This window comes from Nitratireductor sp. GZWM139 (genome assembly GCF_030068685.1).
GTDB classification, from domain to species: domain Bacteria; phylum Pseudomonadota; class Alphaproteobacteria; order Rhizobiales; family Rhizobiaceae; genus Nitratireductor; species Nitratireductor aquimarinus.
In genome coordinates this window covers 1-20,951 of the sequence record NZ_JAMQML010000028.1, presented here as the reverse complement: position 1 = coordinate 20,951, position 20,951 = coordinate 1, and the positions used below count along the sequence as shown (strand labels likewise).

At 60.4% G+C, this 20,951-nt stretch carries 19 protein-coding genes; 12 read left to right on the top strand and 7 right to left on the bottom strand.

The window, feature by feature from the left end:
* Window positions 1–1,401 (top strand): UvrD-helicase domain-containing protein (locus NDI72_RS21300; protein ID WP_283801716.1); only part of this gene is annotated, 1,401 nt, incomplete at its 5' end.
* 471 nt (window positions 1,402–1,872) lie between these two features.
* Here NDI72_RS21300 and NDI72_RS21295 read toward each other — a convergent pair.
* The 3 genes from NDI72_RS21295 to NDI72_RS21285 form a co-directional block, all read right to left on the bottom strand.
* Entirely contained in the window at window positions 1,873–3,840 is a 1,968-nt protein-coding gene (locus NDI72_RS21295; protein ID WP_283801715.1) for an FUSC family protein, read from the bottom strand.
* 106 nt (window positions 3,841–3,946) lie between these two features.
* Window positions 3,947–4,396 carry an ion channel gene (locus NDI72_RS21290; RefSeq protein WP_283801714.1) on the bottom strand — a complete coding sequence of 150 codons (450 nt, stop codon included), beginning with the start codon at window positions 4,394–4,396 and terminating at the stop codon, window positions 3,947–3,949.
* 196 nt (window positions 4,397–4,592) lie between these two features.
* Entirely contained in the window at window positions 4,593–5,498 is a 906-nt protein-coding gene (locus NDI72_RS21285; protein ID WP_283801713.1) for a LysR family transcriptional regulator, read from the bottom strand.
* A gap of 83 nt (window positions 5,499–5,581) precedes the next feature.
* On the opposite strand from NDI72_RS21285, the gene NDI72_RS21280 reads away from it, so the two are divergent.
* The 9 genes from NDI72_RS21280 to NDI72_RS21240 all read left to right on the top strand — a co-directional run bounded on the left by NDI72_RS21280 (window position 5,582) and on the right by NDI72_RS21240 (window position 14,693).
* The gene (locus NDI72_RS21280) at window positions 5,582–6,220 is read left to right on the top strand and encodes a class I SAM-dependent methyltransferase (protein ID WP_283801712.1); all 639 of its coding nucleotides are present in this window, start codon (window positions 5,582–5,584) and stop codon (window positions 6,218–6,220) included.
* Between the two features lie 191 nt (window positions 6,221–6,411).
* Window positions 6,412–7,389, top strand: a complete 978-nt coding sequence (locus tag NDI72_RS21275; protein WP_283801711.1) for a hypothetical protein — start codon at window positions 6,412–6,414, stop codon at window positions 7,387–7,389.
* 371 nt (window positions 7,390–7,760) lie between these two features.
* Complete coding sequence (locus NDI72_RS21270) at window positions 7,761–8,819, top strand: LacI family DNA-binding transcriptional regulator (RefSeq protein WP_206554422.1); 1,059 nt, start codon at window positions 7,761–7,763, stop codon at window positions 8,817–8,819.
* On the top strand, window positions 8,816–9,658 hold the full coding sequence (locus NDI72_RS21265; RefSeq protein WP_113154266.1) for an inositol monophosphatase family protein: 843 nt from the start codon (window positions 8,816–8,818) through the stop codon (window positions 9,656–9,658). The genes NDI72_RS21270 and NDI72_RS21265 overlap by 4 nt, the downstream gene beginning before the upstream one ends.
* Before the next feature lie 34 nt (window positions 9,659–9,692).
* Window positions 9,693–10,943: an extracellular solute-binding protein gene (locus NDI72_RS21260; RefSeq protein WP_283801710.1), complete on the top strand. Its 1,251-nt coding sequence runs from the start codon at window positions 9,693–9,695 to the stop codon at window positions 10,941–10,943.
* Window positions 10,944–11,006: 63 nt separating this feature from the next.
* Window positions 11,007–12,062 carry an ABC transporter ATP-binding protein gene (locus tag NDI72_RS21255; RefSeq protein ID WP_283801709.1) on the top strand — a complete coding sequence of 352 codons (1,056 nt, stop codon included), beginning with the start codon at window positions 11,007–11,009 and terminating at the stop codon, window positions 12,060–12,062.
* Window positions 12,059–12,922: an ABC transporter permease gene (locus NDI72_RS21250; protein WP_113154263.1), complete on the top strand. Its 864-nt coding sequence runs from the start codon at window positions 12,059–12,061 to the stop codon at window positions 12,920–12,922. The genes NDI72_RS21255 and NDI72_RS21250 overlap by 4 nt, the downstream gene beginning before the upstream one ends.
* Before the next feature lie 15 nt (window positions 12,923–12,937).
* Window positions 12,938–13,768 (top strand): ABC transporter permease, encoded by an 831-nt coding sequence (locus NDI72_RS21245; RefSeq protein ID WP_204360872.1) that lies wholly within the window; start codon window positions 12,938–12,940, stop codon window positions 13,766–13,768.
* Between the two features lie 124 nt (window positions 13,769–13,892).
* Window positions 13,893–14,693: a glycerophosphodiester phosphodiesterase family protein gene (locus tag NDI72_RS21240; protein WP_206544656.1), complete on the top strand. Its 801-nt coding sequence runs from the start codon at window positions 13,893–13,895 to the stop codon at window positions 14,691–14,693.
* Window positions 14,694–14,781: 88 nt separating this feature from the next.
* Here NDI72_RS21240 and NDI72_RS21235 read toward each other — a convergent pair whose 3' ends face one another.
* The 3 genes from NDI72_RS21235 to NDI72_RS21225 all read right to left on the bottom strand — a co-directional run bounded on the left by NDI72_RS21235 (window position 14,782) and on the right by NDI72_RS21225 (window position 17,068).
* A complete protein-coding gene (locus NDI72_RS21235; protein WP_113154261.1) occupies window positions 14,782–15,066 on the bottom strand; it encodes a PTS sugar transporter subunit IIB in 285 nt (94 codons plus the stop codon).
* A 125-nt stretch (window positions 15,067–15,191) separates the two neighbouring features.
* Window positions 15,192–15,653: a PTS sugar transporter subunit IIA gene (locus NDI72_RS21230; RefSeq protein WP_113154260.1), complete on the bottom strand. Its 462-nt coding sequence runs from the start codon at window positions 15,651–15,653 to the stop codon at window positions 15,192–15,194.
* A gap of 11 nt (window positions 15,654–15,664) precedes the next feature.
* A complete protein-coding gene (locus tag NDI72_RS21225; protein WP_113154259.1) occupies window positions 15,665–17,068 on the bottom strand; it encodes a PTS galactitol transporter subunit IIC in 1,404 nt (467 codons plus the stop codon).
* 472 nt (window positions 17,069–17,540) lie between these two features.
* Here NDI72_RS21225 and NDI72_RS21220 point away from each other — a divergent pair, with 472 nt between their 5' ends.
* Window positions 17,541–17,762: a hypothetical protein gene (locus NDI72_RS21220; protein ID WP_283801708.1), complete on the top strand. Its 222-nt coding sequence runs from the start codon at window positions 17,541–17,543 to the stop codon at window positions 17,760–17,762.
* Window positions 17,763–17,986: 224 nt separating this feature from the next.
* On the opposite strand, the gene NDI72_RS21215 is transcribed toward NDI72_RS21220, so the two are convergent.
* Window positions 17,987–19,000 carry a hypothetical protein gene (locus NDI72_RS21215; RefSeq protein ID WP_283801707.1) on the bottom strand — a complete coding sequence of 338 codons (1,014 nt, stop codon included), beginning with the start codon at window positions 18,998–19,000 and terminating at the stop codon, window positions 17,987–17,989.
* A gap of 1,070 nt (window positions 19,001–20,070) precedes the next feature.
* Here NDI72_RS21215 and NDI72_RS21210 point away from each other — a divergent pair.
* Complete coding sequence (locus NDI72_RS21210) at window positions 20,071–20,712, top strand: hypothetical protein (protein ID WP_283801706.1); 642 nt, start codon at window positions 20,071–20,073, stop codon at window positions 20,710–20,712.
* Window positions 20,713–20,951 lie beyond the last annotated feature (239 nt).

Sequence of the window (20,951 nt, the reverse complement as noted above, 5' to 3'; positions counted from 1 at the left end):
CTCCGCCAAGCATGCTCAAGCTTCACGATTTTTGCAACAGAGCCCTATGCCTCAATATCCATGGGATTGGATGGTGAGCCGTACGGTCCGGGCATTGAGCGTGGCATCGTAACGGCCCCACTTGCCAAGCGGCTCTGGCAGTTCATGCTAGCGGGAGGCTTCATCGATTTCTCGATGATCCTTTACTACTCTTATCAGATTCTTCAGCAACACCCGTTCGTCGCGACCGGCGTGGCATCCAAGTTCAAGTGGTTTCTGGTCGACGAATTCCAGGACACAACGGCCGTACAGATCGAGATTTTTAAGGCGATCTTCACGCACAAGCAGAGCGGTTTCTTTCTTGTGGGAGATGAAAATCAATCGATCTATGGCTTTGCGGGGGCTAGGCCTGCATTGGCGCAGGATTTCGCCACTCACATCGAAGCCTCGCTCGACTACGCCCTCTCGGGGAATTTCCGCTCAGGTCCGAGGATCGTCGATGTTGCCGAGACGTTGATCGCGCGAACGCCAAGGATGACGAGCGTTGGTAAGGCAGCGGCATTCACCGAAGCGCCGATCTACGTGCATGTGAACGATCCCAAAGTCGCCATCACCGACTATTTTCTGCCCTGGGTTGAGGCCCAAAATATTCCGCTTGGCAAATGCGCAATTCTTGCGCCCTGGTGGACGCACCTTGTCCCTATCGCGCGACACCTCCGCGCCCTTGGCGTGCCGGTCTTTGGACCAGGTGCGCGGCCGTATCAGCGCAAGCGAACATTTGCAGCCATGGCTGAACAACTTGGTGCTTGTGTCGAGCAGGAACACCTTCTCGGTCTACCTGGCGTGGAGAAGGCGATCTTCGGCATCTTGCAAGAGGTGCTCGGGATCACGCGTTTCGATGTCTTCTCGTACGAGGGACGGCGGACGGCGCTGTCGCTGGTCTATGAAGCCAAGAAGATTGCAGACTGGAAGCCTGGCGGGCTTGCGTGGTTAAGGGCTTGCTCGGCCGAGAGCGCCGAGATTCTCGCGCGCGATGGCTGGCTGCCGGAGGCCGACAAGTGGCTGTTGCGTCAGTCGGTAAATGAGATGGAAGCAGACATGGTTAGACGCAATGTCGATGTCGCAAACCTTGAGATTGCCGATCTGGGTTTATTCGCTAATCCGGATCGAGCCATAAAACTCATCTCCTTGCACAATTCCAAGGGGCGTGAGTTTGACGCGGCAGCCTTAGTTTGCATGAATGAAGGAAGCGTCCCGCATTTCAGCGCCAGGACGCAGAGCGAATTCGATGAGGCGCGGCGCCTGATGTACGTCGGAATCTCGCGGGCTAAGAAGCTGCTGCTTATTGCCTCTCACCAAATGGACTACAGAGACCGGCCATCACGTTTCATAGCGGAGTGTGGCGTCGCACGTACGAACTAACGAGGTTGTCACAGGCGCTGTGGGCTAGAGAGCTACGGCGGAACCTGGGTGATGACGGTTTGAGAAAGGCAGCGTATCGGGGCGGGTAGCCGGACGTGCCCACAAAGTGCGTTCCTCTGCGCTGTGATGGTCACCGTCGAGACACAGCGGCGAAGCGCGGGATTCGAACCAATCTAAAGGAGGGCTATAGCGTAGACATAGTTATCATCTTCGCCCGGTACGGCGCGCCATTTCCTTGAAAAATCGATGGATGACTAAGTGCCGCGCAGCATTGCGCTGGACAGTCCGTCTGTTCGGTTGCCCCCTCCCCAATCCGCACAAAACACCCCGCTTCGCATCGCGAAAGCACGGCCTGTCTTTTGAGACTGGAAACAAGGCGCTCTTACCGCCCTACAGCGCGCAATCAGGGGAGCGTGCGAACAAAGTCGCGCCACTCCCCTGACCGGCTCTCAGAGGCGCCCTGTGCGGGCGTTACGCGGCTGCGGGGGCTGCCTGTCCCTTCGCACCCACGTCTTTCTTCTCCATGAAGCCATCGATCTGGTCGAAGGCCGCGCAGATGTTCGAAGCGAAGGCCATGAACGGGTCGCCATTCACTTCATCCTTCACGATGCCGGCGCAGCCGTCCGGTTTGTTTCCGGCGATTCTGGCTGCGAGCGCATCGACAATGGCTTCCTGATTCTCGGCCACCGTATATCTGGCTGACCATGCGCCGATACCGTCGCAGACGCGCTCCGCACCCGTTACGAGCGGGTACCATGCAGCGGCCTCGGGGCCCGCCGGGGCGGGTTCGAGCATGGCTGCATTGATCTTCTTGCGCATCGCTGCAAGCGCCACATAGGCCTGCCGCTTTTTTGCGCCGATCTGGGGATCGGGCTGCGAAGCACTCACGGGCTTCAGGGCGAGAAGATAGGCGGCGATCTTTTCCCGCGCGCTCTGGAAGCTGCGCTCCAGCTCATGCGAATGCGTGCGCGGCCAGATGAAGTAGCCGAACACAAGAATGATCGCTCCGCCAATCAGCGTGTCTACCAGCCGCTGCAGACCGTAATCGGTTGTGCCTGCGCCCGGCGACGTGATGTCGATAAGGATCAGCACCATCGGCGTGGCCACAAATGTCGCCATCCAGTAGGCGCGCTGGGCCGCCCACGGAAGAATGCCTGCAAGAACCGCCAGAACGCAGACCAGCGCGATGCCTTTCGGGAACAGGGCAAAGGCAGCAACCCCGACCAGAACGCCCAGAACCGTGCCGATGACACGGTGGACGGACCGGACGAAGATGGAACCCAGATCGGGCCTCAGAACGATGATGACCGTGAGGGGCGTCCAGTACCAGTGATTGCCATCGTTCACCCAGCGGGTGGCGAACGCGATGCAGACGCACAGCGCCAGAACGGCAGCGGACCTGATGGCCTCGTGATCGAACTTCAAAGCCTCCGCGAACCCGACGCGCTTCGACACGGAAACCGCGCCCGAAGCCACGTGTGGCGGCGCGATTTTTTCTGAAGAGCCTGCGCTCCAGTACATCGCGGTGAAGTGCTCTACCGAACGGCTTAGCAGCGTATCGGCGAATGCGCCATCGGCGGCCGGTGCAGGTTTTTCATCGCGCACCAGCGCTGCGAGACGCTTGAGTTCATGCGCAGCCTGCTCAAGGTTATCCGGCTTGTTCGACGCCAGCGTCGCGGTGAAAATGCGGCTGAGCCCCTGAAGAACGGACGACTCCCAATCGAGATGCGCTGAAGGCCGCCCATGCTGATGATAGCGGCCGGAAAGCAGGCTGGCGAAGCCCGTGGACATCTTGTCCGTGATCGTCCGGCGAATGGTTTCCTCTTCGGCGGCTTCTGCATTTTTGGAACGCGCCAGCGCAAGCCTCGAAAGCCCTTCAAGCAGGTTGGCGACCAGAACGATGAAGGGACGCTTGCGGAAGAAAAGCGCCTCCACGCCGAGCAGAACGGCGTAGAAGCCGCAGCCCGCGAGGAAATAGGCAGCCGGCTTCCAGAAAGGCGCAATCGCGGGAAGCGCGATAGCGATACAGCCCATGAGCAGCGCCTGAACCAGAGCGGAAGCGAGAACCGATCCGTAAGAGCCGATGAGCCCGACCACGAACGCCACCACGGTCATTGCGGCGACGACAAAGGCCCAGTCGAGATGCCCCACATAGCCCAGAAAAAAGCCAAGCGCTCCGATCGGCGCGATGATCGCGACCTCGCGGAACCGTTCGATATAGGGGCTGTCCTTCTCTCCCAGACACAGGCCTAGAGCGCCAAGCGACATGACCATGAAGGAGCCGGCGGAGCCCGACATGATCCCCGCCAGAATTGGCAGGGCCACGGACAGGGAGGCCCTCAGGCAGCGCCCGATGGGCCAGTGCGCCGGCTTCAGGCGGGTCAACTCACGAAGCCAGGAGTTTGGCCGGGTCTGCGCCGCGTGCGATCGTGTCGACATTTCTGGATTCCCGTGCGTTTCAATGCATTTGGCAGCAAAGGCGCGCGGGATAAAAACCGAAGACGACGCCCTTCCTGCAGCGGAGACAGTTCAAGCGAAGATCGACTCAGCTCTTTGAAGGCGTCGTGTCTTTCTTGGTGATGAAATAGGGCAGATGCGCCTGGAGGACGTAGATCAGCACGGCCGCAGCCCAGCTGAACATGAGAATGCCGCTGGCCGCCGCCATCGGACCGACAAGCCGGGTTCCGCTCATCTGGGAGGCGTCGCCGAAACCGAGCGTGGTGTAGCTGACCAGCGCGGAATAGAAGCCATTGCCGAAATTATCGACCAGGCCGAGCCAATAGAAGAGCAGCCCCCAAACCGTGACGGATGCAAACAGCGCGACCGAAAGAATCAAATACATGATCGTCAGGGAGAACGATAAAAACAGGTTCCCTTTTTCATCAAAATCCGACTTCAGCGCATAAACCACCTTGGCGATGATGATCGTCGCCAAAAGATGGATGAACATCGAAATGAGGCTGACGATAAAACCGACCGTAAAATCAAAAACCATGGATTGAAATACCTTATATTAAAATACAACCATCAATATAACCCATCTATATGTTATTATTCATAGAATAAGAATTTCAAGTGAATTCCATGGGAAAGTAACAGCCGGCGCACTGATTTCCCCGAAAATCACCCTGGGACCACCGGCTTTCAGGCGTTTTCGGCAGGCGTTTTCGGCAGGCGTTCCCGGCAGCCGTTTAACCGGCTGATTTTCTGGCTTCGCGCGTGATGCGCTCCAGTTCCTGCGCCAGAATGTCATAGACAAGCCGGATGCGTTTGCTGGTGCGCAGTTCGCGGTGGGTGACGAGCCAGACCGGAAAGCGCACGGCCTCAAGCGCAGGGAACAGCTCGACGATGCCAGAGGCGCGCTCGGCGATCTCGCGGCTCATCAGGCTGACGCCCTGCCCGCGCCGCACCAGCTCCCAGATGACCACCGAGTTCTTTGAGACCAGCCGAAAATCCTCCGCGCCAATCTCGGCTCCCACACCCCTCAGGAAAGCGGCGAAACGCTCCGCATCTTCGTAGCCGACGAACGCGTGCGGCGCGATGCCTGACACCGCACCGGGATGACCATGTGCGGCAACCCAGCTCTCGGAAGCATAAAAATGCGCCGTGCTTTCACAGACGAGCCGCCCGATCAGGCCATCCTCTTGCGGCCGCACATGGCGGATCGCGATATCCGCCTCCCGCCGCCGCAGATCGCTCAGACTGTCGCTTGAGATGACGGCAATGGTGATCTGCGGCGCTTCACGGCGAATGCGCTCCATGATTTCGGGCAGGATATAGGCGGCATAGGTGTCTGTCGCTGAAATGCTGACACGCCCGGCCACCTCTTCCGCCCGCCCCGAGGCGGCGACACGCATGGCGAGCGCGGCCTCGCCCATGGCGCGCACATGCTCCAGCAGGCTTTCGCCCGTTTCCGTCAGAACCAGCTTCTTGCCAACCCGCTCGAACAGGGTGACGCCCAGATCCGCCTCAAGCTGCGCAACCTGTCTGGAAAGCGTGGGCTGCGTGAGCCCCAGCTCACGGGCGGCAGCGGAAAGAGAGCCTGTCTCCGCCGTGGCGAGAAAGGCGCGGGCGCGGTTCCAATCAATATTCGTCATGCAAATATGTATATTAGATCTGCAGTGTTCCGCAATTTTCAATTTTTGCGCATATGATAGGGAACGCGCCAAAGGAGACGATCATGTTTCGCACTGCCGACAATGCGCGTTTTTGGGATCGCATCGCACGCAAATACGCCAGCGACCCCATTTCAGACATGGGTGGATATGAACGGACGCTGGAGCGTGTGCGCCATTATCTGCGGCCTGGCGACCGGGTGCTGGAGTTTGGTTGCGGCACGGGCACCACGGCGCTCAAACTCGCGCCTTCGGTTGAAAGCCTGCTGGCGACCGACATTTCCAGCGAGATGATCGCGATTGCGCGTGAGAAGGCCCACAGCGAAGGCATCGGGAATGTGACATTCGAGGTGGCCGCACCTGAAAGCACGGACTGGCCGGCGGAAAGCTTCGACGCCGTGCTTGGCTTCAATGTCCTGCATCTTCTGGAAGACAGCGGCCGCGCGCTGGGCAACATCCGCCATGCGCTGAAACCGGGCGGGCTCCTCCTCACCAAGACGCCGTGCCTCAAAGACATGAACCCGGTCTTTCGCGTCGTCGTGCCGCTCATGCAGATGGTTGGCAAGGCCCCGCATGTGGACTTCCTGTCTGCTGCCGATCTGGAGAAGACGCTGGAAAAGGCCGGTTTCGAGATCGTCGAATGCGCCTATCACGCATCGAGCGGCCGCGACGCCCGGCCCTTCATCGTGGGGCGCAGGCCCTAACTTTTTTTATTCCCGATCATCCATGCGGCCAATCATAAATATTACCTAGCAAATCTCTCGAAACATCAAAACAAAATCGAGACAGAAATTTTCTCCAAAACATCGAAAAAGCATTTAAATCGGCATTGATAATCAATTATAATTTTCAAAGGCCATTTTTACTGGAGGGGGATATGGGCTGGAGGGGAACAGTGCGTTCGATTGCTGCTGCGGCTCGTGCGGCAGAGCGCGATGCACAACGCAGGCATAAACAAAATCAAAAGGAGCAGATGATTGCCGATTCAACATCGGCTGTCGAAGACTGGGAGAACTACATCGATAATCTGGTGTCGATCCACACCGATATGGCTGACATGATCGACTGGCATACGATTGCCGGGCAACCGCGCCCAAGCGAGCCGTTTAAGCGAAATGATAACAGTGATCGCGCTGCAATGGCTCTGGCTAAGTTCAAGCCCAGTTTTTTTCACGCGCTCAGAGGCGGTTCGGCAAAACTCCGCTCCCGACTAGAAGCGCAGATTGAAGAGGCTGCGGTCCGCGACCGAAAGCAGTATGAGGATGCTCTTACCGCTCACGCTAAGGCGGTTGCAGAATGGGAAGATGACACCGCACTCGCCAAACGACTAGTAACCGGGGAAGCCACCGCCATCCGGCAAGTGATTGAAGAAATGCAATCGCTTTCCGAAACGGCTCTGGTAGGCACTGCAATCGAGTTCTCCATCGATCGCAATTTCGTTCACGCCAAACCGAAAGTCCATGGTGATGACATCGTCCCCAGCATGCGCCGCAAGCAATTGGCGAGTGGACGGCTTTCAGAAACCAAGATGCCTGTCGGTCAGTTTAACGAGCTATATCAGGACTACGTAGCAAGCGCCGCTCTCAAAACAGCAGGAGACTTGTTCCATATCCTGCCCCTCGAAGAAATCTACGTCACCTGCACAGCGAATATGCTGAATTCGCAAACAGGGCACCAAGAGTGGACGCCAATTCTTTCCGTTCAGTTCGTGCGTGACAGTTTCATGCGCCTCAACCTCTCCTCTATTGACCCGTCCGACTCAATGCGGAATTTCCGGCACGCCATGAAGTTTTCAAAAACGAAGGGTTTCGCGGCAATCGAACCGCTTGAGCCCGTCACCGCTAATCAAGGCGCTTTGCTGCAAGCGCCTTGATAGCACTGACCTTCACAACGCCTGCAACCAAGTGGGTAATGAATGCTGACTGCACCTGTTCGTGCTTGAAACGGCGACTAAGACTGTGAGGCTCCCAAGCCTCAAAGTCATGGAAATAGGCGCCCGTGAGCCAAGGAGGTATTAACTTCACAGGAAGTCGAGCAGCGGCTTTAAAACCCTCCTCCATCCCCCTTTCCCGTTTTGCACAGCGCTGTCAGCAAACTGACATACTTGCGTAGCGTGGCTGTCATCTGAGCCGGCTATTCGGATCGCGTTCACTCAAACGATGGTCCGCCCCCATGGTCAGCGCGTTCTTCATTTCAGCCCTGGTAATACGTAGTACCGCCTCCACACCGGTGGAGGGCTGAGCGATGTCGCGGCGCAAATCCGGCACGGCAACCTCCCATGACGTGGCGCGCGTGGCGAATGTTTCGCAGGCGCTGGTCAGCCGCGCCTTCACCGGCAATGGCCGCATTGCGCCGGAAACCCGCGAACGCATCCTGAAGGCGGCTGAACAGGTTGGCTGGCAGCCCAATGCGCTTGCCCGCTCCATGGTCACGGGCGACGCCCCGCTGGTCGCCGTCATCACCACCCGCCTCAATTTCGACTGGCGCGCGCAGGTTCTCTCCCGGCTTCTGAAGGCCATTCAGGAATGGCATCTGAAACCACTTCTCTTTTATGCCGAGAGCGACGCAGAAGTTGACCGGCTGCTTGAAGAGGCGCTGAGCTGGCGGGCGCGCGGCGTCATCGTGACCGCCGGTGTCGTGCGCGAAAACCGCGCCGCCGCGATCATCGAGAAAGGCCAGTTTCTGGTCGCGCTTAACCGCCCGGCCAATCATGAAAAGGGCTTTTCCGTCGCCACCGACAATCCGCTTGGCGGGCGCATGGCAGCCGGGCTCTTTCTGGAAGAAGGCCGCAGGCGGCTTCTGGTTCTGGGTGGTCCGCAGGGAAGCTGGGCGCCCTCGCTGCGCGCCGAAGGTTTTTCCGAGGCAGCGCGCGAAGCAGGGCTGCACGCCGCCATCTGGAACAATGACGCCATGTCCACCGAGGCAGGCCGCGCCTGCGCAGAGCGTCTGCTCGCCCTGCCGGGCAACGAACAGCCCGACGCCGTCTTCGCCACCAACGACGCCATGGCGCTCGGGTTTCTGGATGGCCTGCGCGGCCACCGTTCGATCCCCGACGACATTGCGCTCATCGGCTTCGACAACCTGCCCGCCGCCGACTGGCCGCCCTATCGCCTCACCACCTTCGAGCAGCCGCTCGAGGAAATGATGCGCCGCCTGATCGCCCATGTGGACGTCCATGGCGATGGGCATTCGGGCGGTCAGGCAGAAGACCAGCAACCACAGGAAGAGAGCGAGCCACGCGCCCGCCTCATCCACTGCAAACCCAAACTCATCACACGCATGACTGCCGGAAAGACAGAATGACCCTGAATGCCCCCTCCCGCCTCGCCCTTGGTAAGACGCTTGCAGAAAAGGCGGGCCGCATCGCGCTCGACTATTTCCGCGCGCCCGATCTGAAAACAGACAGCAAGGGCCCGGGCGACGTGGTGACGGAAGCCGATTTCGCGGTCGAGCGCATGCTGCGCGCGGCCATTCTCGAAGCGTTTCCGGAAGACGCGATCATCGGCGAGGAGCTGGGCGGCAAGGCCGTGGCCAAGGGCTACACCTGGCTTGCCGACCCCATCGACGGCACGGTGAACTTTGCCCGTCGCCTTTCCTATTTCTGCGTCTCGCTCGCGCTTTTGAAGGACGGCCAGCCCATCGCCGCCTGGGTGTTCGATCCGGTAACGGACGAGCTTTTCTGGGCAGACGAAGAACATGGCGCGCGCCTTGGCGACACGCCCATCGCCTGCTCGCGCAATGACAGCATGGTGGATGCGGTGGTCGGCCTCGGCTTTTCGGGCCGGCACGAGCCGGAGCTTTACCGGAACTGCGTCGCAGCGCTCAGCGACCACGATGTGGAGTTCCGTCGCCTCGGCGCGGGCGCGCTGTGCCTGGCCCATGTCGCCGCCGGTCGCCTCGACGCCTATGTCGAGCCGCACATGAACCCCTGGGACGCCGTGGGCGGCCTGTTCATCGCCGCCACGGCCGGCGCTGTCACGAAAGATTATCTGGGCGCGAATGGTCTGGAGCATGGCGCTCCGGTCTTCGCCGCCTCGCCGGCAACGGCAGAAAGATTGCTGGCAATCCTGCCAGCGATGGAATCCGGCACCCCGCAGCATCGGCAAAATGACACGCGGAGTGCCGGAGAAGCCGCGACCTAGGTCGCGCCCTCAACCCCTTGCGGAGAAGACACCAATGAAGGCTCTCACTGCTGCAATCGCCGCCACCCTCATGAGCACCGCCGCCTATGCGGTCACGCCCATCGGGTCGGAAGAATTCAACATCCAGCCGGGCTTCGAACTGGCCGAGCTGACGTCTGAAAATTTCTATGACGTCATCGTTCCCCAGGCCAAGGAAGAAGGCAAGCTGACTTTCTTCGACTTCACCAACTCTTTCGGCCCGCTCTTCACCGACCGCCTTCTGCCGGCGTTCGAGGAAGAATACGGCATCACGGTGAACTACATTCGCGGCAACAACGAAGCTGCCGTGCAGCAGCTCATCGCCGCCAACAATTCTGGCGTGGCCGCGCCGGCTGACGTCTACTTCGTCGGCTCCAGCACGACCGGCCTGCTCATGCGCGAGAATGTCATGGCCAACGTGCCGCTCGCCGATCTTCTGCCGAATGCGGATGGCTTCAATCAGGACATCGCGCGGGTTTCCGGCGGCGTGGACCACGGCGGCGCCTATGTGCCTTTCCACCGCAACCAGACCAGCATCATCTATGACACGCGCACCGTTTCGGGCGATGACGTGCCGACGACCGCCGACGCTCTGCTCGCCTGGGCGGAAGCAAATCCGGGCAAGTTCGTCGTCACCTCGCCGGCCGGCGGCGGTTCGGGCAACGGCTTCATGCAGTCCGTCGCCTACGCCAAGGTGGAAGGCGATGACTGCCGCACCGAGTTCTCCAACTTCTCCATGACCGAGGACGAAGCCAAGGCCTATGTCGAGGGCGCGTGCCTGAACCCGGTCTGGGATTACTACAAGAAGCTCATCCCGGTTGCCGAGATCACCAATGGCAACTCCGACACGCTGAACCTCGTCGCCAATGGCGCGGGCGCGATCGGCACCGCATGGGAAGACATGGCCTATGACTTCATCGGCCGCGGCCTCCTGCCGCCGACCGTGCGTCAGCAGATCATCGAATCCGGCCAGGTGGGCGGCGGCGACGGCATGTTCCTGCCGGTCGGCAGCGAGCATCCGGCGGCGGCCCTGCTGTTCCTCGACTTCATGAGCCAGCATGACATCCAGCTCGAGAAGCTTGGCGTCAACGGGTCGCGTTCGGCACGCACGGACATCGATCCGGGCAAGAGCTTCACCGAAGAGCAGGCCGCACGCCTGATCCCGACCAACGAGTTCGCCGAGCGCGCGCTTCCCAGCCTGCCCGCGCCGCTTCGTGCAGCCATGCGCGACTACATCGTCGCCAACCTGCTGCGCGCCACCAACTAACCTTCGCACACCATTCGGGCGGCGCTGCCTCGCGGCGCCGCCCATGCGTCAGGATGCATCGTCATGGACACGACACTTTCCATTCGCCGCTTGACCAAGCAGTTCGACAACACCCGCGCACTGAAAGGGATCGACCTTGAAGTGCCGGCCGGCCGCTTCGTCACGCTTCTGGGCCCATCGGGCTGCGGCAAGACCACTCTCTTGCGTTCCATCGCGGGCATCACCGACCCGACCACGGGCGAAATCTGGCTCGCCGACAAGCGCATCGACGCGCTTGCGCCGGAGAACCGCAATTTCGGCATGGTCTTCCAGACCTACGCCCTGTTCCCGCATATGAGCGTGGAAAAGAACGTCGCGTTCGGGCTCGAAATGCGCAATGTCGCAAAGCCCGAAATCGCCACCCGCGTGGCTGCCGCGCTTGAGCTGGTCGGCCTTGGCCAGCATGCCCGCCGCCTGCCACGCCAGCTTTCCGGCGGCCAGCAGCAGCGTGTGGCGCTGGCGCGCGCCATCGTCATCGAGCCGGATGTGCTCCTGTTCGACGAGCCGCTTTCCAATCTCGACGCCAAGCTGCGCGACAGCCTGCGCGAAGACCTGCGCACCATGCAGCGCAAGCTGGGCACCACGTCGATCTACGTCACGCACGACCAGTCGGAAGCCATGGCGCTGGCCGACGAGATCGTGGTGATGAAGGATGGCGAGATTGTCGAACGCGGCACGCCTGTCGACCTCTACCGCCGCCCGCGCTTCCGCTTCACCGCCGAGTTTCTCGGCCTCACCAACGTCATCGAGGCCGACATTTCCGGCAGCGAGTGCCGCCTGCCCTGGGGCGCGGTGCGCAAGATCGAAAACCCGGCCGAACGCGCCGCAGAAGGCATCGCGATCCGCCCCGAGGACATCGGCATCGACGCCGCCAGCGGCGAGGCCGATGGCGTGGTCGAACAGTCCATGTTCCTGGGCGCATCCACCCATTACTGGGTGTCTGCCGCCGGGCAGGAACTGCGCGTCATCACCGCGGGCGGGCAGTCCGACATTCTGGCCACCGGCCAGCCGGTCAAGCTCACCCCGCCGCCGGCCCTTCACCTTCTGAAGACGTTCGAGCCTGTGGAGGCGATGGCATGAAGCCGGTTCGCCTGACAACGATCCTTCTGTGCCTGCTGCCGGGCGTTGGCTATCTCCTCGTGTTCTTCGGCATGCCGCTCGTACGCGTGGTGGTGAACAGCTTTTCCGGGCGCGGGGCCGATGCGGCAGGTTTCACGCTCGACCCGTGGATCACGCTTTTGACCACGCCGGTCTATCTGGATGGCCTGCGCTTTTCCGTCTGGCTCGCCATCGCGCCGACCGCGCTCAGCCTGCTCATCGCGCTGCCGCTTTCGGCCCTGATGCAGGCCAATGAGACGAGCCGCAAATTCTTCGGCTCGCTCTACCGCATTCCGCTGGTGGTTCCCGGCATCGTGGCGGCGTTTCTCGTGCTCGTCATGCTGGACCGTGGCGGCATGGCAAGCCGCATCCTGACCCCGCTCGGCATCACCCTGCCGCGGCTGGTGCGCGACGAATGGGGTCTTGGCGCGATCATCGCCTCGTCGTGGAAGAACATCCCGTTCATGACGCTGATCATTTCCGGCTCCATGGCCGCGATCAGCAAGGATGTGCTCTCCGCCGCCCGCACCCTTGGCGCAAGCCGCCTCACCATTCTGTGGCGCATCCAGCTGCCGCTGGCGCAGCCCGGCATCACCGCCGCCGTTCTCCTGACCTTCATCAGTTCGCTCGGCTCCTTTGTCGTGCCGAACCTGCTTGGCCCCAGCTATCCGCTGCCGCTCAGCGTGCACATGTACACGGAAGGCTTCACCAAGGGGAACTGGCCGCTCGTCTACGCGATGGGAACGCTGCTCAGCATCGTCGCCGTGGGCGTGCTCCTCACCTACTACGCAATCATCGGCTCGCTCAGCCAGTCGGACGCGCAAAAGCGCGCGGGAGCCTGAACCATGGCGATCAGCATGAGACATTCCCAACGCACCCAGCTCTGGGTTTCCCTCGGCCTTTACGGCTATCTTTTCCTGACGCTGTTCCTGCCGCTCGGCGTGATTGCGCTCTGGGCCTTCTATGACCCGGCAGTGGGCTGGTTTCCGCCCGACATCATTCCCCGCTCCTTCTCGCTTTCGGCGTGGGGCGACGTGCTGTCGGACCGGCACATCCTGCCCTCCGCCCTGCTCAGCTTCTTCGTCTCGACCGTGGTGACGCTGCTCACCGCAACGCTCGCCTTTCCCACGGCCTGGGCGCTGGCGCAGTTTCCCTTCCGCCTGAAGCGCGCGGTCGAGGTGTTCGTGCTGGCCCCGATGATCGTGCCGGGCATCGTCGTGGCCGTCAGCCTTGGCGAGATCTTCTTCGGCATGGGGCTTGCCGGCACGGTGCAGGGCATCATTCTGGTGCAGACCGTCGGCACGCTGCCGCTGATGATCCGCATTCTCACGGCGACGCTCGAGGGCATTCCCAACGAGCTGATCCTCGCGGCCCGCACGCTGGGCGCGGCACCCCGTGTTGCGGTGATGCGGATTGCGCTGCCGCTCGCCTGGCCCGGCTTTCTTGCCGGCGGCCTCTTGAACTTCATCGCCTCGTTCGAGGAGTTCGAGAAAAGCTTCATGGTCGGTGCGCCCAAGGTGCAGACGCTGGCCGTGCGCCTGTGGAGCTATCTGGGCGGCGAGATCCTGGTTCTGCCGACCGCCGCTGCCGTCACCTTCCTGCTTCTGGTGCCCATGCTGATCATCTTCTTCATCGCCGAACGGCTGATGAAGGAAGACGTGATGGCTGCGGGCCTCGGAAAACTCTAGATCGCCACGCATCCCACCGGACGCACAAATGACGATCTGGGCTTCTTATGGAGCATCGGAACAAGCCGAAAACCGGATTCCACTTTTCGGTCCGATGCTCGAACGCCAACAAGGACATTCAATCATGGCATTCTCCTTCCACATCGGTGAAACCGGCCCGCTGCACCTTTGCGGCCATCGCGGCAACTCCATCGCCGCGCCCGAAAACACCTTCGCAGCATTGCGCTCCTGCCACGCCGAGGGCGGCCGCAGCTGCGAGATCGACACGGTTCTGACCAGCGATGGCGAGATCATCGTGCTGCACGATCTCTCGGTCGACCGCACCAGCGACGGCACGGGCCCGGCCCGCACCCTGACGGCGGCGGAAATCGCAAAACTCGACGCCGGTTCCTGGTTCGGACCGGAGTTTGCCGGTGAGCGCATTCCCACCCTGACCGATTTCCTGATGCTTGCCCGTGAGCTCGACATGGGTCTGGAAATCGAGGTCAAGGAGAAGGTCGACCTCGACGGCTATATCCGCGAACTGAAGAAGATCGCCGCCGACCCGGCAAACCTCGAACGCATGATGATGATCTCCTTCGACCATGCGAGCCTCAAGCGCATCAAGGAAGAGATTCCGGGCATCCTGACCGGCGGCATCGCCCATGAGCGCTATGGCGACCCGCTTGCCGTGGTGAAGTCTGCCAATCTCGACGAGCTTTGCATCGACCTGGCCGTCTTCGATCTGGACGATGCGCGCCGCCTGAAGGCGGAAGGCATCGCCATTCGCTGCCACGCCTATGCGCCGAAGAAATTCGAGGCAGCGCTGCGCGAAGGTCTCGACTGGACCGAAACGCTGAAGACCGCCTTTGCCGAGCGCCTGATCGACACGCTGTCGGGCGATGACGTGGCATGGCTGCGCCGCTTCGTCGAGGAAAACAGCTAAGGCGCTCTGCCTTCTGGCGACACACATGAAAAAGGCCCGCAACCGGATCGGCTGCGGGCCTTTTTCATATTCTGGAAGCGCGCGCGCTTTACTTGCGCAGCTCGCCTTCGATCTTGTCGAGCGCCTCGGCCTTGCCCATGCCCGTCAGGAAGGCGAGCGTCACGATGGACGGCACGTCGAGATCCGACGGTAACTGCGTGGTGGAAACGATCAGATCGACGCCGGTAAGTTCCGAACGGACTTCCGTTGCCTTGCACTGGCGCGGCTCGATGGTGATGCCGCGCTCCTTCATGGCCTCGGTCACGGCATTCGCGACCACCGTGGAGGTGGCGATGCCGGTGCCGCAGGCGAAAAGAACGGTTTTCTTGCTCATGGACTTCTCCCTACCAATGGAGTCCGAACCGCATCATCGCGTCATGGAGACGATGATGCGGTTCAGGGACTTTTTCTCAAAACAGTTCCGGAAGGGAAACCGGTTCCCGTTCTCCTAAAACTGCCTTACTTCAAAACCGCAGCGACATCATCGACCGACGATGCCTGCATGAGGCCAGAAATAGCCTCTTCGCTCTGGATCGTCGCCATGATTTCCTGAAGCATCTCGATCTGGCGATCCTTGTCGTTGAGCGCCATCAGGAAAACCAGGCCCACCTCGACCGGCTCGTCCGGGTCTTCCATATTGGCGAAGGCGACCGGCTTCTTGAGCGTCGCCAGTGCGATGCCCGGCTTCAGAACATGCTCCGGATCCGTGTGCGGCACCGCGACATTCACCGCGTGGCCGAGCGGCAGACCGGTCGGCATCGAGGCTTCGCGGGCGAGAACCGCATCGGCAAAACTGTCCTTCACATAACCGGCAGCCTGAAGTTTTTCCGCCAGCAGTCGGATGACAGCCTCGCGGCTGTCGGTGTCGACCCCGAGGACAATCGCCTCGGGATCGATGTGGTTCATAAGGGCTTCAGCCATTCACTAACCTATTAGCCTTCCTGTGCAGTGTCGTCTTCCGCACCAGCAGCCCGTTCCCAGGCCTGCGTGTTGCGGCGGTAGAGCCAGAAGCACGCCGCGATGAGCGCGGCAAGCAGACCCAGCCCGGCAACGCCGAGATCGCGGATCGCTGCGATGACCACGTAGGAGATCCACAGGAAGCCGTCGACCACCGAGGTGATCTGAACCGCGTTCTCGGGCATCTCGAAGCCGGAATCGATTGCAGCGCTGGTGAACAGCGGCGCAAGCGCGTTGGCCACGTAGAAACCGACGGCCAGCGTGACCGTGCCGACGATGACCATGCGGAACACATTGCCGCGCATGAGCGGCGCCGCCATCGCGACGATGAACGGAATGACCGCAAGGTCGGCGAACAGGATCACGCGGTTGCCCGGCAGGATCACCGAAAGGGCGATGGCGATGGGCACCAGGATGAGCGACGACGAGATCGCGGCCGGGTGGCCGATGAGGATCGCCGAATCGAGACCGACCAGCAGTTCGCGGTCGCCCGTGCGCTTGCGCACGAATTCCTGTGCGGCTTCCGAAACCGGCAGCAGGCCCTCCATCAGGATCTTCACCATGCGCGGCAGAAGCAGCATCACGGCGGCGAGCGTCATGCCCGTCTGCAGAACCTTGGAGAGAACCGTGCCGAAATCGCCGGCATTGTAATAACCGATGGCGCCGAGCACGAGGCCGATGACCAGACCCAGAACGACCGGCTCGCCGAACACGCCGAAGCGCCGCTCGATGGTTTCGGTCGAGATGTTGATCTTGTTGACGCCCGGGATGCGCTCGATGATCCAGTTCACCACGATGGCGATCGGCAGGATCTGCGCGGATGCCAGATGCGGCACCGAAACGCCGGGAATGCCGTAGAATTTCTGCACCGCACGCGCCGACCAGTCGGCGAAGAGCAGCGACAGGGCGGCCATCAGCGCGGTGATGACGAGGCCGTAGCCGAGGCTGCCCGTGGCGGCGACGGCGAGCGAACCGATGAACGCGAAGTGCCAGAAATTCCAGACGTCGACATTCAGCGTGCGGGTCATGCGCGTGAGAAGCAGCACGATGTTGACGGCGATGCCGATGGGAATGACCCAGAGACCGACCGACGAACCAAACGCGATTGCGGCAGCCGAAGGCCAGCCCACATCAACGATATCGCGCTGGATACCCGTGTTGGTGACGATGGCCTGCGCAACATCCCCGATGGAGCCCAGCATAAGGCCGAGCACGAGATTGATGCCGATGAAAGCCACGCCGATGGTGACGGCAGCGCGAAACGCCTTGCCGACCTTGGCCCCCAGAACAACGGCGATGACAAAGATGACGATGGGCAACAGAACCGTTGCGCCGAGTGTGTCCACGGCCGTTTTGAGGCCGCTCAGAAATGCGTCCATTTTCCTCCCCCTGAAACACTGTTCATAACCATTCCCGGAAAGAACATTTGTTTATCTAAATAGACGTAAGTTTATGACTTGACCTCAGCCGGCTGTCAATCGGGGATTCCCGGCCCCAAAATGCGTTTTTCCGGAAAAAATGCACCCTGTGATTTCCGCATAAGCTGCACTCTGTCGCATATTTCAATCACAAGATGAATACACGGAATGGACGGGGCGATGCAGCTCTTTCAGCATGAAATACCCTTTCTGACCTCCCATGCGGCAACGCCCGCGCCACCTCCGTAAATCAGCCTTGAGAATTCACTTCGCACCGGGTGCGAAGTGTGCCGCCAAAGCCGGCCCTCCCGCCCCCCGGGCCGGCCTCTCCCAAAGTCTTGCCTCACTTCCTGGAAGTGTCGGCGAGGCTTTGGGACCCAATTTCTCAAAAGCGCAACCGCCTCGTACGGCTGCCTGATCCAGGGGTCCACAAGTGCCAGCAAAGCCTCTTACCGACCACTGCGCCATTGACGTGCTTCTCGACGAGATGGCGCAACAGGGCCGCTCGAGTGCGGAAGTGGATATTCTGATGGTGCGGCAGGGGCCGGTTGACCTCGACCTTCTCCAGGACTGCAAACGCAATCACCCCTTTTTCGGACCGAAGCTCGTCATGAAAGAGCGCATCAAGCGTCTCCGGCTGAAACTTCAGGGCTAGGGTCAGGACCCTGGCGCACTCTCCTGCCTTGCCGGCACGAATGCAGGCATCGCGCCGAAGGATCACGCTCCTTCCGGTGCGTTCTTTGCGTTCGAGAGGCTCGCTTTTGCTGAACAGTCTCACGCCACTCCGCAGGAGCCAGTGAAAAGAAAAGGTCGGCGATAGAAAGCGGCCGCGCCTCCCTCTGCGCTTCCGCAAGAGACACGCGGCCAGATCTGCTCCGCCTATTCTTCCGGGCTGCGCGCGGCGACCCTCGCCCCTGCCTGATAATGGGCGAGCACACCTTCATACCCAAACAGGGATGCCGCGACCCGCGACGCGATGGCGTCGGCCAGATCTCCCTTCGCGTCGGGAACCAGCATTTCTTCCATCCGGGCGGAAACCTGCACTTCACGTGAGTCCGAATCCAGCAGGTGCCAGTAGATCCGAACTTCATCGGACTCGACCTGCACACTGGTCAGCAGCTCATAAACATTGCTGCCTGCTCCATATGTCTCGCGAACGCGGGCGCTCACCGCATCGAGCTTTTCCTCCGGACGCACCCCGACCGAGCGAATTCCCTCCTTCCGGCCGACCTTCAGCCACAGCGCGTCGTTCAGCATGTTCGCGAGTTGGGTGGCGTCCGCACTGGAAGGATTTGCACGAGCGCTGTCTAGCAACAGGACAGCGCCGCCACCTCCGGATTTGCCCGGCTGCCCGAGCCAGACCGGTGCATATGTCGACACGGCTAGAGCCGCTGCGGCAAGCAGTGCTGCACCGGCGACCAGAGAGGGGCCTTTGTTGAAGCCCCGGGACAGATTGCTCATGAAGGCGGATGTCGATGAGCGCTTGTCGAATGTTGGAACATAGGCGCCGAGCGGAATGGCAATCTGGACGACATCGCCCTGCCCGGCCTCGGCATAATACTCCCTGAGCGACTTGCGCAATTGCCCGGCGGCAATGCGGACGATGGGATCGACGGTTGCATCGAAATTGGCGTCGCGCCCGAACACATCGACTGCAATGGTGAAAGCCTTGATCCTGTCGGCGCGCCCTGCCACCGTTTCCTCGACCACGAAACGCAGAAACCGCTTGTTGCGGTCGGACGCTCGAAACTCCGGATTCTCAAGAAGGCGCTCCAGGGCGAGAAGGCGCTCGTCATTCGCCTGCTTTTCGCTCGAGGTCTCCCTGGTCAGCGCCACCTCTTTTCCTGTCGCCCGAGCCCCAGCTTCATTGGTATTTTTTTTCTGCAGCATCATCTCTCGCTTTTCGCAAGTTTCGAGAGCAATTGCGGCGCCGGCGTCTGAGCCAGGCACCATCCTCTCCTGTCATTGTTTCAACCGTCGCGACAAACAGGCAGCAGGGCTGCCCGGCGTAAACGGTGCGTATCGATATCGGCGTGCTGCGTGCCACAAAGTTGGCATGACTGTTCGAGTTGCCGTGGCAGGCATGGCAATTCATGCGCTGGCCAGCAGTGTTACGCATTGGAAAACGCACTACGCATTCGACGCCTGCCACCGTGAGTGTCTTCGGGACTCTCCCAATGGCCTGCCCGGATCATGAACACCTCGAATTAAGCCCCGGAGACTGGACCGAACTCCGACACGCAAAGCTGTGCGGTAACAAAACACCGCCATGGCTCGCCCGTCGCCGATGATTCTCAAAATCCGCACCGCGCGGCTTATGAACAAGTAAGCCACCACACGCGAACGCTACGCCGTAAGGCAGCGTGCGCTTACGGTGTTCCTGTGGAAACCGTTAGGTATACTGCATTTATGGATTTGATGATGNGTAAGCCACCACACGCGAACGCTACGCCGTAAGGCAGCGTGCGCTTACGGTGTTCCTGTGGAAACCGTTAGGTATACTGCATTTATGGATTTGATGATGACTGGTGCTGCCGGAGAGATTCGAACTCTCGACCTCTCCCTTACCAAGGGAGTGAATGGACAGAGAAACCGCACAAAACATGGATTTTTGAAAAGGAACACGACAGAAACTTCACGGTATGTTCCGGTGTTTCTGTCAGGTTTCTGTCAAGACACACAAACGCCCCAGACACGGCAACATCGGGCCCGAAGTGACTAACGCGTGCCTACAGACCGCGATGACCAACACGTAAATCGGCAAATATGCTCGTCAGCAAACGCTGAACTCGAATAACCCCAATGGCAACGCCAGCGACTTGAACGTACGCCGGCGCAGAAACTGCGCATACTTAAAGGGAAAGGAAGGGTCTAGAAACGACTGACCCCGGGAGCATGCTTTGCAGCAGAGGCCGACCCGGGGTATACGGGTGGTGATATAGCACGGATTCCCTGAACGGCAAGTGAACATTTTGCGAACGTCAGAAATAAACAAATCACTAGAAAAATCGATAAGCAGTGCGCGTCTAAAGAAATATCTTTCCTGCGTCGATAACGAACTTTCGGAAGCGCTTTCCCAATATGAGCGCAATACGCGCCTATGCGAAGCGTTTTATACCCCTCTGCAATGTGTGGAAATTTGCCTTAGAAACACTGTACATGAACGCATGTCCCAAAGCTACGGGGCCAGCTGGATGACGAACGGTGGACCGAAGCTCACAGAGACCTCCAAAGCGATGATCACCGATGCGCTTACCAAGCTTCAGGTAAAGTCACCCTGGCCATCGAACGATGCGATCGTAGCCGAACTAAAGTTCGCCTTCTGGGTTGGAATGCTCGGCCCTGGCTACGACCAAACCTTGTGGCGCGAAACGCTCCACCAAGGCTTCGTGAACGGGAAAAGCCTCAAACGATCTGCTATTCATGGTCGCTTCAACATGATCCGGCGGTTCCGCAATCGAGTCGCGCACCACGAGCCGATCTTCGAGAAGAACCTGCAACAGATACACTTGGAGGTTCTAGACGCCGTCAACTGGATGTGCACAGACACCGCAGTGTGGACCGCGCATGTCAGCCGGTTCGATACCGTGTTCTCTGCAGCCTAAGAATTCGCACTAACCTCACCCTTGTTAGCGCACCTCGTTCGGGACGAGGGGGTCGCAGGTTCGAATCCTGCCACTCCGACCAGCCTAATCAATCACTTACAAGCCGCCCACCCGAGAACGCCGAAGGCAACGGACCGAAACCGGACCGAAACAGCCTTCAAGCGGCCCGTAACGGACGCCTTTAGAGCTAGAGATCGGCCGGCGCACTATCCCAAAACCGCTTCCGATCCCCCTTCCCC

Coding starts and splice junctions, on each gene's coding strand:
- NDI72_RS21295 (WP_283801715.1), bottom strand. CDS start 3,840: ATGTCGACACGATCGCACGCGGCGCAGACCCGGCCAAACTCCTGGCTT.
- NDI72_RS21290 (WP_283801714.1), bottom strand. CDS start 4,396: ATGGTTTTTGATTTTACGGTCGGTTTTATCGTCAGCCTCATTTCGATG.
- NDI72_RS21285 (WP_283801713.1), bottom strand. CDS start 5,498: ATGACGAATATTGATTGGAACCGCGCCCGCGCCTTTCTCGCCACGGCG.
- NDI72_RS21280 (WP_283801712.1), top strand. CDS start 5,582: ATGTTTCGCACTGCCGACAATGCGCGTTTTTGGGATCGCATCGCACGC.
- NDI72_RS21270 (WP_206554422.1), top strand. CDS start 7,761: ATGTCGCGGCGCAAATCCGGCACGGCAACCTCCCATGACGTGGCGCGC.
- NDI72_RS21265 (WP_113154266.1), top strand. CDS start 8,816: ATGACCCTGAATGCCCCCTCCCGCCTCGCCCTTGGTAAGACGCTTGCA.
- NDI72_RS21260 (WP_283801710.1), top strand. CDS start 9,693: ATGAAGGCTCTCACTGCTGCAATCGCCGCCACCCTCATGAGCACCGCC.
- NDI72_RS21255 (WP_283801709.1), top strand. CDS start 11,007: ATGGACACGACACTTTCCATTCGCCGCTTGACCAAGCAGTTCGACAAC.
- NDI72_RS21250 (WP_113154263.1), top strand. CDS start 12,059: ATGAAGCCGGTTCGCCTGACAACGATCCTTCTGTGCCTGCTGCCGGGC.
- NDI72_RS21245 (WP_204360872.1), top strand. CDS start 12,938: ATGAGACATTCCCAACGCACCCAGCTCTGGGTTTCCCTCGGCCTTTAC.
- NDI72_RS21240 (WP_206544656.1), top strand. CDS start 13,893: ATGGCATTCTCCTTCCACATCGGTGAAACCGGCCCGCTGCACCTTTGC.
- NDI72_RS21235 (WP_113154261.1), bottom strand. CDS start 15,066: ATGAGCAAGAAAACCGTTCTTTTCGCCTGCGGCACCGGCATCGCCACC.
- NDI72_RS21230 (WP_113154260.1), bottom strand. CDS start 15,653: ATGGCTGAAGCCCTTATGAACCACATCGATCCCGAGGCGATTGTCCTC.
- NDI72_RS21225 (WP_113154259.1), bottom strand. CDS start 17,068: ATGGACGCATTTCTGAGCGGCCTCAAAACGGCCGTGGACACACTCGGC.
- NDI72_RS21215 (WP_283801707.1), bottom strand. CDS start 19,000: ATGATGCTGCAGAAAAAAAATACCAATGAAGCTGGGGCTCGGGCGACA.